13 protein-coding genes and 1 pseudogene are annotated in these 13,146 nt (G+C 60.7%); 13 read left to right on the forward strand and 1 reads right to left on the reverse strand.

Annotation, left to right across the window (positions count from 1 at the left end; all coding sequences use genetic code 11):
- Window positions 1–263 precede the first annotated feature (263 nt).
- Window positions 264–680, reverse strand: coding sequence for a MerR family transcriptional regulator (locus tag K7H22_RS05220; RefSeq protein ID WP_380717268.1), 417 nt, complete (start codon window positions 678–680; stop codon window positions 264–266).
- Window positions 681–753: 73 nt separating this feature from the next.
- Between K7H22_RS05220 and K7H22_RS05225 the strand changes: the two genes are divergently transcribed.
- The 13 genes and pseudogenes from K7H22_RS05225 to K7H22_RS05285 all read left to right on the forward strand — a co-directional run bounded on the left by K7H22_RS05225 (window position 754) and on the right by K7H22_RS05285 (window position 13,081).
- Window positions 754–1,161, forward strand: a complete 408-nt coding sequence (locus K7H22_RS05225) for a mercuric transporter MerT family protein (RefSeq protein ID WP_052115434.1) — start codon at window positions 754–756, stop codon at window positions 1,159–1,161.
- Window positions 1,162–1,176: 15 nt separating this feature from the next.
- Window positions 1,177–1,482 (forward strand): heavy-metal-associated domain-containing protein, encoded by a 306-nt coding sequence (locus K7H22_RS05230; protein ID WP_037275594.1) that lies wholly within the window; start codon window positions 1,177–1,179, stop codon window positions 1,480–1,482.
- 17 nt (window positions 1,483–1,499) lie between these two features.
- Window positions 1,500–1,754 carry a hypothetical protein gene (locus K7H22_RS05235; RefSeq protein ID WP_045685387.1) on the forward strand — a complete coding sequence of 85 codons (255 nt, stop codon included), beginning with the start codon at window positions 1,500–1,502 and terminating at the stop codon, window positions 1,752–1,754.
- On the forward strand, window positions 1,751–2,137 hold the full coding sequence (gene merF, locus K7H22_RS05240) for a mercury resistance system transport protein MerF (protein WP_037275593.1): 387 nt from the start codon (window positions 1,751–1,753) through the stop codon (window positions 2,135–2,137). Before K7H22_RS05235 ends, merF begins: the two co-directional genes overlap by 4 nt.
- On the forward strand, window positions 2,134–2,271 hold the full coding sequence (locus tag K7H22_RS05245; protein WP_157057501.1) for a hypothetical protein: 138 nt from the start codon (window positions 2,134–2,136) through the stop codon (window positions 2,269–2,271). The genes merF and K7H22_RS05245 overlap by 4 nt, the downstream gene beginning before the upstream one ends.
- Before the next feature lies 1 nt (window position 2,272).
- Window positions 2,273–3,703, forward strand: coding sequence for a mercury(II) reductase (gene merA / locus K7H22_RS05250; protein WP_037275592.1), 1,431 nt, complete (start codon window positions 2,273–2,275; stop codon window positions 3,701–3,703).
- Between the two features lie 23 nt (window positions 3,704–3,726).
- On the forward strand, window positions 3,727–5,079 hold the full coding sequence (locus K7H22_RS05255; protein WP_037275590.1) for a dihydrolipoyl dehydrogenase family protein: 1,353 nt from the start codon (window positions 3,727–3,729) through the stop codon (window positions 5,077–5,079).
- A 129-nt stretch (window positions 5,080–5,208) separates the two neighbouring features.
- Window positions 5,209–5,877: a cytochrome c biogenesis protein CcdA gene (locus K7H22_RS05260; protein WP_037275588.1), complete on the forward strand. Its 669-nt coding sequence runs from the start codon at window positions 5,209–5,211 to the stop codon at window positions 5,875–5,877.
- Window positions 5,874–7,112 carry an MFS transporter gene (locus tag K7H22_RS05265; protein ID WP_037275586.1) on the forward strand — a complete coding sequence of 413 codons (1,239 nt, stop codon included), beginning with the start codon at window positions 5,874–5,876 and terminating at the stop codon, window positions 7,110–7,112. The genes K7H22_RS05260 and K7H22_RS05265 overlap by 4 nt, the downstream gene beginning before the upstream one ends.
- Window positions 7,113–7,144: 32 nt before the next feature.
- A complete protein-coding gene (locus tag K7H22_RS05270; RefSeq protein WP_037275584.1) occupies window positions 7,145–7,501 on the forward strand; it encodes a YnfA family protein in 357 nt (118 codons plus the stop codon).
- Between the two features lie 357 nt (window positions 7,502–7,858).
- Window positions 7,859–12,120: pseudogene (locus tag K7H22_RS05275) on the forward strand (strawberry notch-like NTP hydrolase domain-containing protein).
- Between the two features lie 120 nt (window positions 12,121–12,240).
- Window positions 12,241–12,627 carry a DUF6878 family protein gene (locus K7H22_RS05280; RefSeq protein ID WP_230799690.1) on the forward strand — a complete coding sequence of 129 codons (387 nt, stop codon included), beginning with the start codon at window positions 12,241–12,243 and terminating at the stop codon, window positions 12,625–12,627.
- 1 nt (window position 12,628) lies between these two features.
- Window positions 12,629–13,081: a DUF6915 family protein gene (locus K7H22_RS05285; protein ID WP_230799691.1), complete on the forward strand. Its 453-nt coding sequence runs from the start codon at window positions 12,629–12,631 to the stop codon at window positions 13,079–13,081.
- The last annotated feature ends 65 nt before the right edge of the window (window positions 13,082–13,146 follow it).

Genomic DNA, 13,146 nt, shown 5'->3' on the forward strand with positions numbered 1-13,146 from the left:
TCGAATTCCGGAGGGGGCAGAATCCCCCGCTAAGGCTGCCAGTAAGGGGCTCGTTCTGCGATATTATCTCCCGTCACCCTTGAGCCGAGTGAAAGAGGCGACATTGGTGTGTCATATGGCTGGTACGATGAAATTCTCAGAAGTCCCTCCCTATCCGTACACCTGCCGTTCGCTGCATCGTGTACGAACTGGTAAGATGCGGACTTTCCGGGCTTTCGCTGCGCGATGCACGAAGGTCCGTTGTTCCCTTTTTTCAGGGTGGACTAACCTTCGAGAAGTGCGTCAATCACCGCACATTCTGGTGCGGCGTCGCCTGTACATCGAGCGACGGTTTCCGACAGGACACGTTCGATCCGCGTGAGATCGGCTATTTTCGCCTGCACATCTTCAAGATGCGTCTCAGCAACGGTCTGGACCTGAGCGCAGGTTTGAGACCGGTCATCGACCAACCCGAGCAGCCCGCGAATTTCTTCCAGGGAGAAACCGAGATCGCGGGACCGCATGACGAACTTCAACCGTTTGACATGAATATCATCATAGCTTCGATACCCTTTTGCGGTGCGCGGTGGGTCGGGCATGATACCGACCGTCTCGTAGTAGCGGATGGTTTCGAGATTGCAGCCCGTGGCCCGTGCTAGATCGACCCGCCGGAGTGCTTTCACGCTTCTGTTATCCATTATCCGCAGAAATCCCTTGAGCCTGTATCAACTACAGACCGTAGAACGATGGAAAGAACAGAACAAGGGCGATTCGATGGAGCAAAGTATTTCAGACCATAAATCCGGCCACGTGCGTCAGGTTGGCGATGACACCGCGAAAGGCTGGGGTGCGACCGGCTTCGGCGTTCTCGGTGCGTTGGCGATGACCTCGTGCTGTATTCTGCCGCTTGTGCTGGTGAGTTTCGGCGTGACTGGCGTCTTCATCGCGCAGCTCGGGGCGTTCTATGCCTACAAATGGTACACTTTCGCGCTAAGTGCCGCGTTTCTCGGATACGGGTTCTACAAGGCATACAAGCCGGTGAATACGGACGCCTGCGCCGATGGCACCTGTGCCCGGCCAATCAACCGGACTGTGATGCGGGTGACACTTTGGGCCGCCGCCGCAATCGTCGCGGTAGCGATGGCCTTTCCCTACATCACGCCCTTCATTCTGAAATTCTAAACAAGGAACAAAATCATGAAACACGTACTGTTATCGTCAACGCTGGCCATTGCTGCGTTTGCCCCAGCGGCTTTTGCCGAAGAGCGCACCGTCGAGATTGCAGTCGGCGAACTGACCTGCCCCTCCTGTTCGTTCATCGTTGCCAGTTCGATGCGCGGCGTTCCATCGGTCCAGATCGACGACTTCGTTGACGGTCCCGAGTATGGACAGGGCGTTTACAGTGTCACCTTCGATGATGCCGAGACCAGCGTGGACAGCATCATCGATGCAGTGGCGGCAAATGGCTACCCCGCCCAGGCTCTGCCGGACACGGCGTCCTAACCACGGGGAAATTTGCAATGCGTGACAACCTTATGGGCGGGCTACTGGGTTTCGGAGTTGCGACTCCGGTCGTGATCGTGTGCTGCGGTGGCGGCACAGCTCTGCTTGCTGCGGCGTTCGGCGGCCTCGCAGCGTGGATGTCGGGGCTTGGCTGGATAGCCGTCGCACTGGTTGTGGCGCTCGCCTTCCTTGTCGTTCGTGAATTCCGGCGGTCCGCCAATGGCCGCACCTCGATTTCCAATCATTCTCCAGAAAGAAAGAGCGCTACTTGACCCAGAACATTGAGAACCCCGACCGCTTGCTAAAATGGGGGCTGGGTGGCGCACTCTTTGCGGCCCTGTGCTGCTTCACACCCCTCCTGGTCGTCGTTGTGGCCGGTGTCGGCCTGTCGGCTTTGACCGGTTGGCTCGACTACGCGCTGTTCCCGCTTTTGTTCTTTTGCCTTGCCGTCGTGGCGCAAGCGCTCTGGCTGCGCGCCGGGCGCGTGGGGCCGAACCCGAAACTCTGGGCGACGGCGATTGCCGCTGCTCTGTCGATCCTCATCATCTGGATCGAGTTCCGTTTCGCGCTGCGCATTACGGTCGGCGCTTTCGTGGCTGTCGGCGTCTACGCTTTCTACCTCAATAAAATGAAATCCAAGGAAGCGACACAATGATGATGGGATCTTGCACAGGGATTGGCATGTTCTTCGGAATGCTTGGCATGCTGACACCGCTCATAGCCATTGGTGCGATCATTTATCTGGTCGTTGCCAAACGAAAAAACTCTGATCTGCACGAGGCGCGCTGAAATGAAAGATATCAACAAGAATGATGATGGAAATGGCGGATACGACCTTATCGTCATCGGCGCAGGCTCGGCGGGTTTCTCCGCTTCAATCACCGCTGCTGACGCGGGAAAACGTGTCGCACTTGTCGGGCATGGCACCATCGGCGGCACCTGCGTGAACGTCGGCTGTGTGCCGTCCAAGGCAATGATCCGCGCCGCTGAGGCGATCCATGGCGCACATGCCGCCAAGCGGTTTCCTGGCCTGTCCGGTCACGCACAACTCGATGACTGGCACACGCTGATCGAGTCGAAAGACGATCTGGTCGCGACCTTGCGTCAGAAGAAATACGCAGACCTGCTGCCGGAATACGCGGGTGTCGATTATATCGATACTGGTCCGGCGCGGCTGATCGAGGGTGGCGTCATCGTCGGGGGTCGCACGTTGACCGCAATGAAAATGATCATTGCAACCGGTGGTCATCCGGTCCTGCCGACGATTGACGGAATCGAGGAGGTCGGCGCACTCGATAGCACCAGCTTGCTGGAGCTTGAAACCCTGCCGGAAAGTCTGATTTTTATCGGGGCGGGCTACATCGGGGCGGAACTGGCGCAGATGATGAGCCGGATGGGCGTGAAGGTCACGCTGGTGACACGGTCACACCTGCTTCCCGGTGCCGAACCGGAAGTGTCCGGGGCTTTGACGGACGCTTTTGCCGCCGAGGGGATCACCCTGCTGACCGGCCTGAGTTATGAGAACGTCAGACGTGACGCGTCGGGCGTGACCTTGCGGGTTATGCAGGGCGGCGAGCCTGTCGAGGTCACGGCGGATCATCTTGTTTCGACCGCAGGTCGGCGTGCCAATACCGACAGTATGGGTTTGGACGAGGTCGGCGTGAAAACCGACGCGCGCGGGTCCATCGTCATCGGCGACGACATGCAGACGTCGGTGCCCGGCATCTATGCGGCGGGCGACGTGACAGACCGCGACCAGTTCGTCTATATGGCAGCCTACGGGGCAAAATTGGCTGTGAAGAACGCCGTTCTGGGCGATGATCAGCGCTATGACAATTCTGCCATGCCCTGGGTCGTGTTCTCCGATCCACAGATTGCCGGGGTCGGGCTGAGCGAGCAACAGGCTCGCGACGCAGGGTTCGACGTGAAGACTTCGGTCGTGCCACTCGATCAGGTCCCGCGCGCTCTTGCCGCCCGCGACACACGTGGATTGATCAAGCTTGTGGCGGATAAGAAAACCGACAAACTGCTTGGTGGCCAAATCATCGCACCCGAAGGATCGGACACGATCCAGACACTGGTCATGGCGTTGAAGTTCGGCATGACGACCAAAGACTTGGGCGCAACGATCTTTCCCTATCTGACGACGGTCGAGGGCCTGAAATTGGCCGCGCAGACTTTCGATATGGACGTGGCAAAACTTAGCTGCTGCGCCGGATAAAGACACGTAAGAAGGATCTAAATATGAGTGAGACGTATGACCTGATCGTTATCGGGGCGGGCATGGCCGGGGTTGCGGCGGCGAACAAATGCGGTGCGGCAGGCTGGCGCGTGGCCATCGTGGATGCGCTGCCCTACGGCGGCACCTGCGCCTTGCGTGGTTGCGATCCTAAGAAAATATTGCGGCGTGGCGCTGAAATCGTCGATGCCGCACGGTTGATGGACGGCAAAGGGATCGATCCCAGCGGACTAAAGATCAACTGGTCCGATCTGATGGCTCACAAACGTGGTTTTACCGATCCGGTGCCGGACAAGATGGAAAAGGGTCTGACCGGAAACGGCGTCGAGACGTTGCACGGTGCCGCGCGGTTCACCGGTGCCAACGCGCTCGAAGTTGACGGGCAGTCCTATCAATCGAAACGTTTCCTTATCGCCGCTGGAGCGATCCCGAGACCTGTCACCTTCGCCGGTGCCGATCTGATGATCGACAGCACGGATTTTCTCAATCTTGAGGCTTTGCCCAAGCGTATCCTGTTTGTCGGTGGCGGCTTCGTATCTTTTGAGTTTGCGCATATCGCCGCACGTGCTGGGGCCGAGCCTGTCATCGTAGATCGCGGTGCCCGCCCGCTGAACGCTTTTGACCCTGATCTGGTCGAGATGCTGATCGCGCGCAGTGCCGCTGTTGGTGTGGACCTGCAACGAGAAACCGAAATCGTCTCGATCACAACCTCCGGTGCGGGTTTTGCCGTTGAAGTGAAGACAGGCGACAACACAACGACCATTGAGACCGATCTGGTCGTGCATGGCGCGGGTCGCATCGCCGCTCTTGCCGATCTGAACCTTGAGGCCGCCGATGTCGCGTATGGCGACAAGGGCATCGTTGTGGCTCCGCATCTGCAAAGTACGACGAACGCCGCCGTCTTTGCAGCTGGAGATTCCGCCGATACCAAGGGAATGCCGCTGACGCCCGTTGCCGTGATCGAAGGTAAGGTCGCGGCCTCGAACATGCTCAAGGATCAGAAGATCTTGCCGGATTATTCCGGCATCCCGACCGCAGTGTTTACGGTACCCGAACTGGCCCGCGTCGGCATGTTGGAGGCTGAAGCCAAAGAGGCCGGTTATGATGTCGATGTCCGGTTCACTGATACGGGCGGCTGGTATTCCAACTACCGAATTGGAGAAAAATCCGCCGCCGCAAAGGTGTTGGTGGATAGGTCGGACGGCAAGTTGCTCGGCGCACACCTATTCGGACCGGAATATGGTGAGTTGATCAACTTTTTCGGCTTGGCGATGAAGTTGGGACTGACCGCAAAGCAGCTCAAGTCGATGACCGCCGTCTATCCCAGCGTCGGATCGGATTTGGGCTCGCTGCTCTGATTTGAAAGTTGGCGGAACCCACTGAACGCGCGGTCAAATACAAATGCCTGCTTGGCATCAAGAACAGCGCTTGACCTTATGGTTGGTGGAAGGCCCATCATCAAACTTATCATACAATGAAAGACATTTATGGATCTCACCTATCAGGCCCTGTTGCTTGCATTTGGCCTTGGCCTGCTCGGTTTCATCGAACCCTGCACGATCGGCGCTCACATGTTGTTTCTGGGAGGCCAGAGGTCTCGCCCGATGGGGCAGCGGTTCGGCGCGGCGATGACCTTTCTTCTGGCCAGGCTCGTCGTGATGGGGGGATTTGGCGGGATGATCGTCGTGCTGGGCCAACGCCTTATCGGTGTACAGACTGGCGCGTGGCTCATTTTTGGTGCAATTTACCTCGGCCTTGGTCTTGCGATCTTCGCGGGGTGGGACAAATCGATGCGCCGCCGCATTGGATTCGCGCCGGAGCGCTGGAAGGCGGCATCCAACCCGCTCGTTCAGGGGTTGGCGTTCGGACTTAACATTCCGGCCTGCGCAGCCCCAATCCTGTTTGGATTGATGGGTGCCGCAACTGTAAGCGGGTCGGCCATGACCGGGTTTGTGATGATGGCGGTCTTCGCCTTCGCGCTGTCGCTCCCGTTGTTGCCACTCTCTATTGTTCCCAGCCTTGCCAGGCCCCTTGATCGGCTTGCCGATTGGCTGCGACCGCGTCGTTGGCTATTGGGCGCGATCTTCGTCGGGCTTGGCATCTGGTCTGTTTGGTTTGGTCTGTTTGTCGAGCCCATCAATTGGAGCGGGATATGACGCCTCGCCGTCGCTTCTGGCACGTAGCTGGCGCAGGCACCGCGTTCCAGGCAGGATCGGCGGCGGTGGACAGCGCAACGGTGATGTCGGCGCTGGTTTATCAACTTACTGGAAGTTCGGTCGCCGTAGGCGCGGTGTCTACGATTTTGCGCCTCGGCTGGCTTCTGCCCCAACTCTTCGTTGGCTACTTCGCCGGTCGCGGTGCGTCTTCAATGCCATTCTATGTCGTCGGTGCGTTTGGACGGACGGCGGCCATTGCAATCCTCGCAATTGTTCTCTGGATTGGCGCGACCGCTGGTTGGGCTCATGTCACACTCGGTGCCGCGACCCTTGGACTTTGGGTTCTTTACGCTTTCCTCAGCGGCATCGTCGGTGTTCCTTACAATGATATCGTTGCCCGATCCGTCCCGTCAGAACACCGGAGCAGGATGCTTTCGATCCGCTTCTTCGGCGGAGGGGTCATAGCGCTTTTCGTCGCGGCGTTGGCAGACAGGCTGTTGCGGACGCTTGAATTTCCAGCATCCTATGCCGCCGTGCTGGGGATCGCGGCGATCCTGATGTTGCTTTCGTCTTTCATCTTCACCGTGATGGGCGAGCCTGAGCGAAATACACCCCTCAAAGTGGCCGGGAGTTTTACCGCCTACCTGCGTGAGGGTGCTGTGACCTTCCGAGAAGACCCAGTGTTCCGCCGCTTCGTTTTTGCGCAATGGTGCGGAGGTGCAGTTCTCATCGCAGCGCCGTTCTTTATCGTCGCCGCCGACAAGCTTGGGGTGGGGTTTGAAAACGTAGCACTTCTGCTCGGTGCCCAGACCATCGGGGCCCTCGTGGGCAATCCACTTTGGGGCTGGTGGGGCGATAGCCGGGGCAAACTGAGCCTGATGCGCGGGATCGCAGTTGCCCGCACCGCACCGCCAATCGCCCTTCTGGTTCTTTTGCTCATACCCGTTCCGGCGGAGGCACTCGTACCAATCCTGCTTGTCGTATTCTTCGTTCTCGGCGCATTAATGAATGGGCTGACGATTGCCGTCATCGGGCTGCTGATGGAGATCTCGCCGGACGACCAACGTCCAGCCTATAGCGGGTATTTCAACGCGCTTACGGCACCCGCTTTCGTTCTCCCGCTCGTCGGAGGCTTTGCCGTCGCCGCACTGGGAACATGGATAGTCTTCGCGACTGCTCTGTTAGCGGCATTTGGACAAGCCATCATTCTCGCGCGAATGGATGTTAAGGAATAGACCCGATTGCTTGGATACGTAAGTCTGACCCAATGAAAACAATTCTGATTTACTTCGTGGCCGCGCTGGCCGAAATCGCCGGATGTTTTGCCTTCTGGGCTTGGTTTCGGCTGGACAAGAGCGTGTTCTGGGTGGTGCCGGGGATGCTGTCCCTCGCGGCTTTTGCATGGCTTTTGACCCTCAGTCCGGCTGACCAGGCGGGACGCGCCTATGCTGTTTACGGGGGCATCTACATCGTATCGTCCCTGTTGTGGCTATGGGGTGTGGAAGGCCATCGCCCTGATCAATTGGATGTTATCGGAGCGGTAATTTGCCTTGTCGGTGCAGGTATTATTCTCTGGGCACCGCGCAGTATTAGAGAGGCGGCCGCAGACGGGGTGAAGCGCTGAAACGTTCGATTAGATCGCCTTCTGCTTCACGCGTTCCAACAGATCGGCTGCGCTTTCCTTCCGCTCGCGGCAGCGATCAAGCAGGTTTTCTACCGCCCTCGAAAGCAGCCATACATCCTTTGTGCAGCATCGGTCAAAGTGGGCTCCTAGCGGCCGGTCGCCGCGCGCCGCCTCAATGTCGGCTTTATTGATCAACAAGTTCGGCGGTTTTGCTGCGTGGCTTTCTCTTTGTTGCTGAGGAGGGCGGATTGCGTTGACGGCCCGCCCTTCTTAATAGCTTTTGGGCCGGATCCCCTGAAAAGCGAAAGCGGGCTTTTTGTCCTTTGGAACTCAGACCCTGATCCAAAGGAAACCCCCATGACCAAGCCCAATCCGGCAAACCCGGCATTCCCAATCTCCGACACTGATCTCGTCTCTGCCATCGCGCAGATCGGCGCGGAGGTCGACCACCAACCCCTGCGCAGCTCAGCGCTCGCGCGCATCATGCGCGAGACGTTTCATGGCAGCGATGCCGGCGGTGCCTGGGACTGGCGCATGGCATATGACCTGATGCAGGCCGCGGCTGTCCAGGTGCTGCTGCGTGGGGACGGCGCGGCAGGTGACATGGCCGCTGCAAAGCTGCTTGCCTCACGGCTTCTCACGGAAACGCGCCGGTCAGAGCAGCAAATCCGGCTCCAGCAGTTTTCCACGCCGCTGGCATTCGCGGCGCTGGTCTTACGGGCGGCGGCGATCCGCAAGGGCGAGACCGTGCTGGAACCCTCGGCTGGCACTGGTGCCCTGGCCGCTTTCGCCGCCCGGGCCGGTGCCACGCTTTTGCTCAATGAAATCGACCCCTTTCGCCAGCGCCTCCTGCGCGCGGTTTTCGGCGGCGAGGTCACAGGCCATGACGGCGAGCATATCGATGATCTGCTGCAGACGCCCGTTCTGCCCGACGTCGTGGTGATGAATCCGCCCTTCGCCTCCTCGGTCGATCGCTCCCGAGACAAGCACATCGCCGCCAAACATCTTATCGCGGCTGCAAAGCGTCTGGCACCCGGCGGGCGGCTGGTGGCGATCATGCCGCCGGGATTCACGCCCGAACGCGATTCCGCGTATTGGTCCCGCGCCTGCGGTTTGCTCACGCCGCGCTTGGCGTTGCCGATGCCAGGGCAGGTCTACCGCAAGCTTGGCACCTCTGTCGAAACCCAGCTCATGGTCTTCGACAAGGTGCAGGAGGGCGGCGAGATGATCCGCGCCAATGTCCAGTATCTGGATGAAGCCTTGGCATATGTCGACGCCGTGGCCGCGACCCGGACCGAGATGCGCCACGTACAACAGGCTGGGGTGATCCCTCACGGGCGGCCGACCGTTCCATCATCTGCCCCGCGCAAGACCGCCGCTGTGCCTTTTGCCGCCTCCAAGCCACGGGCCAATGCCGTCCGTCCGCTCAGCTTCACAAGCCTTGAGGCCCCGCGCGACAACACGCCCGTCTCCGACATCTATGCGCGCTACCGCCCGCAACGGATCGAGATCGCGGGCGCGCAGGAACACCCTACGCCGCTGGTCGAAAGCATCGCCATGGCCTCTGTCGCGCCACCGGTGCCCTCAGGCCGGGCCAGTGCGGAATTGCGCCTGCCTGTCAGGCTGATCGAGGAGGGACACCTCTCCGAGGCGCAGCTCGAGACCATCATCATGGCGCATGATGCCCATGGGCGCGACCTGCGAGGACGGTTCACCATCGATGACGACCAGACCAAGCTGACGCGCGCCGATGATGACCCCGAGGCACGGACCTATCGCCTTGGGTATTTCCTCGGCGACGGCACCGGCTGCGGCAAGGGCCGCGAATGCGCGGGGCTCATTCTCGTGAACTGGCTGGCCGGGCGCAGAAAGGCGATCTGGGTCTCCAAATCCGCCACGCTCATCGAAGACGCCATCCGCGACTGGACCGATCTCGGCGGCTCGCCCGCCGACATCCAGCCGCTCTCCAAATGGAAACCGGACCAGCCCGTCCCGATGGGCGACGGTATCCTCTTCGTCACCTACGCCACGCTGCGGTCCGCGGGCAAATGCGGCACCACGCGACTGAGCCAGATCCTCGACTGGATGGGCGCAGACTTCGATGGCGTGCTGGCGTCGACGAGGCCCATGCCATGCAGAATGCGGCGGGGTCCGAGCAGGGCAGGGGGGTCAAACCCTCCCAGCAGGGCCTTGCGGGCCTGCGGCTGCAACTGGCAGCACCACGCGCCCGCGTCTTCTACATTTCGGCCACGGGCGCCACGAGCGTGCACAACCTCGCATATGCCGCGCGTCTCGGTCTCTGGGGGCAGGGGCCGGAATACCCCTTCCCAAGCCGCGAGAGCTTCGTGTCGGCGATGGAGGCAGGCGGTGTCGCGGCCATGGAGGTGGTCGCGCGCGATCTCAAGACGCTCGGGCTTTACACAGCCCGTGCCCTTAGCTTCGATGGGGTGGAGTATGACGTGCTCGAACACGCGCTCACCCCGGCGCAGATCGAGATCTACGATGCCTATGCGGGTGCGTTTCGGACGATTCATCACAATCTCGAAGCCGCTTTGACCGCGACTGGCGTCAATGACGCCTCGGGGGAGACCAATGCCTCGGCCGCACGCGCCTCGGCCAAATCCCGCTTCGAGAGCACGAAGCAGCGCTTCTTCAATCATCTCCTGATGGGCATGAAAGCCCCGACCATCATCCGCGCCATCGAGGACGATCTGGCGGCGGGCAACGCTTGCGTCATCCAGGTTGTCTCTACAGGCGAAAGCCTGCTGAAACGTCGGCTTGAAACGATGGACCCCGAGGATGAGCTCGTCGAGGGTGCCTTGACGCCGCGTGACTATGTGCTTGGCTACCTCGAACAGGCCTTCCCAATCCATGCGCAAAAGCTGGTCGAGATCGACGGCAATATGGTGGCCGAGCCGCTCCGCGATGAAACTGGCGCGTTGGTCGTCTCGCGCGAGGCGCTCGCTCTGCGTGACGCGGCCATGATGGAGTTGATGACGCTCGCCCCGATCCCCTCGGCGCTCGATCAGATCCTCTGGGCCTTTGGCGACGAGGCCGTGGCAGAAGTCACGGGGCGGTCCATCCGGCCGCTCAAGGCCGAGGATGGTCATCTCTTCATCGAAAAGCGCGCCGCCAGCAGTAATTCCTCCGAGACCCAAGCCTTTATGGACGGTGAGAAGGATATCCTGATCTTTTCTGACGCGGGCGGGACGGGCCGATCCTATCACGCCGCGCAAACGGCGAAGAACCAGAAGCGGCGGCGGCACTACCTGCTGGAGCCCGGCTGGCGCGCCGATGCGGCCATCCAGGGGCTTGGACGCACGCATCGCTCTGCTCAGGTCAGCGCGCCGTTCTTCCGGGTCTGCACATCGGATGTGCATGGCGAGAAGCGCTTCACTTCAACGATTGCCAAACGCCTCGACCAGCTGGGGGCGCTCACCAAGGGCCAGCGCGAGACTGGCTCGCAGGGCATGTTCCGCGAGGAGGACAATCTCGAAAGCCCGATCGCACGGGCGGCTCTGCGCGGGTATTTCGCCGATCTTGCTGCCGGTCGGGCCGAGGCGATGAGCTATGAGAGCTTTACCGACTGGACAGCCCTACGACTGATCGACAAGGACGGGGTGCTGCTGGAAGAGCTTCCCCCGATCCAGCGGTTCCTGAACCGGGTGCTGGCGCTGCCGATCCACATGCAGAACGCGCTCTTTACAGAGTTCATGAGGCGGATCGCCGATCAGTCTGAGCGGGCGCGCGCGGCGGGCACGCTCGATCTCGGCGTCGAAACCCTGCGCGGCGAAAAGATCGAACAGGTCTCCACAGAGGATCTCTGGACCTGCCCAAAATCCGGCGCGGTGACGCGGATCATCGGGCTCGAGGTGACGGACCCGGTCCATGTCCTGGACGCCGAAGAGGCCATGTCGCGCAATCCCGATAAGCTACCGATGGTCAATCGCGCCTCCGGCCGCGCGGCGCTCCTCTCGGCGCGGCCCATGCAGATGTATGACGAGGATATCGTCACGCTCATGCGCAAGGCGGTGCGGCCCAACGGGTCGAGCTATCTGGAGGAGACGCGGTTCGAGTCTTCGGCCTGGGAAGACATCGGAAGGCCGGAGTTTGCAAGGCTTTGGGATGCCGAGGCTGTGTCCTTGCCCAAGACCACCACGACCAAGCTCTACCTGCTGACCGGGCTCTTGCTGCCGATCTGGAAGGATATTCCGACCACGAATGAGCGCATCTACCGGGTCACGCCGGATGGGGCGACGGCGATGATCGGGCGCACGCTCAGTGAGGAAGGGGCGGCTGCGCTGCGCGCCCGCTTCCTCGTCTCGAATCCGCAAACGCCGCAGGAGATGTTGACCGCCGCCCTCGGCACCACCGCACCTGTGGATCTGGGCCGGGGTCTCACCCTGACCCGTCGCCGGGTCGCAGGCGAGATGCGTCTCGAGCTCTCTGGTGCGGATCGGGGCATGATCGAAGGCCTCAAGGCCCTCGGCTGTTTCACCGAAATCATCGCCTTCCAGCTGAGGGTGTTCCTGCCGCACGGGCAAGGGATCGACACCGTCAGCATTCTGGCCCGGATCGTCGGGCAGCGAGCCGCTAGAGCGGCAGAACAAGCCGCCTGAAAAGTCAAAGTGGGCTTTGGGTCGGGCGTCGCGGATCTGGACTTGACCGGTCTGCGCTTTCCGGGCGCGGGCAGACCAATTCCACGCCCGGCCCCAAATTTCAGACAAGAGGACAGTCCCATGACCAACCCCCAGATCGACTATGCCGCAATGGAAGCTCAGTGGCGCGCAGAGCGTGAAACCACCTTGAAGGCATCCCGAACGGAGCTGCTCGCGCAACTACGTGCGCTTGGCATCAGCGAGGTCACTGCCGAATACGAAGGCTATGGCGACTCCGGCAATGTCGAGGATGTGACGGTGCAGCCTGCAGAGGTCCAACTGCCTGAGCCGCTTGCCACAGAGGTTGGCGACTTCGCCTGGTCGCTCGCCTATCATCATCACCCGGGGTTCGAGAACAACGAGGGCGGCTACGGCACGCTGACCTGGGAGATCACCGACGACAGTATCATCTTGGATCATGCCGACCGCTATGTCGAATGCTCGCACAGCTATGACGAGGGGCTGTGAGATGGCCCATCCGCTTCATCATGCCGAAAGCTCTGCCCGGAAATTCGGCGGGGTGCCGTCTGACTATCAGTCCATACATGACTGGTTCGATGCCTCGAAAGAGCACCTCGCGCTCTTCACGCACCGAGCCATGCGCCACCATGCCCAAGGCCTTTTTGAGGCCGAACGTGTCTTCGGCCTGTCCCTGACCAATAGCGCAGGTCGAGAGATCCCCGTGCGCTGGATCGGCGAGCAGCATATCCGTGAAGACTGCCAGGGCCGCATTCCGAGCATGGCGGACTGGCTGCGACGAATCCAGCCCGAGCCATGGATGGCCAATGGCCATATCGACCGGCATTTTGGCGATGAGCCCTGCCGCGACCCAAGGGTTGCCTGGGCATCTGAAGTCGCCGCCGGAAGAACGGTTCTTGGCCTGAAGGATTGGATGGCGGCGCACGCGACGCAAGGTGCCTGACAGCACTCGGCCGTTTGCCAAACAAATCTTGCATGGAAGATCGGGCTTCTTGCGTCGTTTCCCCA

It is taken from the genome of Seohaeicola saemankumensis (assembly GCF_021021435.1).
Taxonomy (GTDB): Bacteria; Pseudomonadota; Alphaproteobacteria; order Rhodobacterales; family Rhodobacteraceae; genus Seohaeicola.

What these genes read in the sequence shown, in the direction of transcription:
- K7H22_RS05225 (WP_052115434.1), top strand. Translation starts at nt 754, where the DNA reads ATGGAGCAAAGTATTTCAGACCATAAATCCGGCCACGTGCGTCAGGTT.
- K7H22_RS05230 (WP_037275594.1), top strand. Translation starts at nt 1,177, where the DNA reads ATGAAACACGTACTGTTATCGTCAACGCTGGCCATTGCTGCGTTTGCC.
- K7H22_RS05235 (WP_045685387.1), top strand. Translation starts at nt 1,500, where the DNA reads ATGCGTGACAACCTTATGGGCGGGCTACTGGGTTTCGGAGTTGCGACT.
- K7H22_RS05245 (WP_157057501.1), top strand. Translation starts at nt 2,134, where the DNA reads ATGATGATGGGATCTTGCACAGGGATTGGCATGTTCTTCGGAATGCTT.
- merA (WP_037275592.1), top strand. Translation starts at nt 2,273, where the DNA reads ATGAAAGATATCAACAAGAATGATGATGGAAATGGCGGATACGACCTT.
- K7H22_RS05255 (WP_037275590.1), top strand. Translation starts at nt 3,727, where the DNA reads ATGAGTGAGACGTATGACCTGATCGTTATCGGGGCGGGCATGGCCGGG.
- K7H22_RS05260 (WP_037275588.1), top strand. Translation starts at nt 5,209, where the DNA reads ATGGATCTCACCTATCAGGCCCTGTTGCTTGCATTTGGCCTTGGCCTG.
- K7H22_RS05265 (WP_037275586.1), top strand. Translation starts at nt 5,874, where the DNA reads ATGACGCCTCGCCGTCGCTTCTGGCACGTAGCTGGCGCAGGCACCGCG.
- K7H22_RS05270 (WP_037275584.1), top strand. Translation starts at nt 7,145, where the DNA reads ATGAAAACAATTCTGATTTACTTCGTGGCCGCGCTGGCCGAAATCGCC.
- K7H22_RS05280 (WP_230799690.1), top strand. Translation starts at nt 12,241, where the DNA reads ATGACCAACCCCCAGATCGACTATGCCGCAATGGAAGCTCAGTGGCGC.
- K7H22_RS05285 (WP_230799691.1), top strand. Translation starts at nt 12,629, where the DNA reads ATGGCCCATCCGCTTCATCATGCCGAAAGCTCTGCCCGGAAATTCGGC.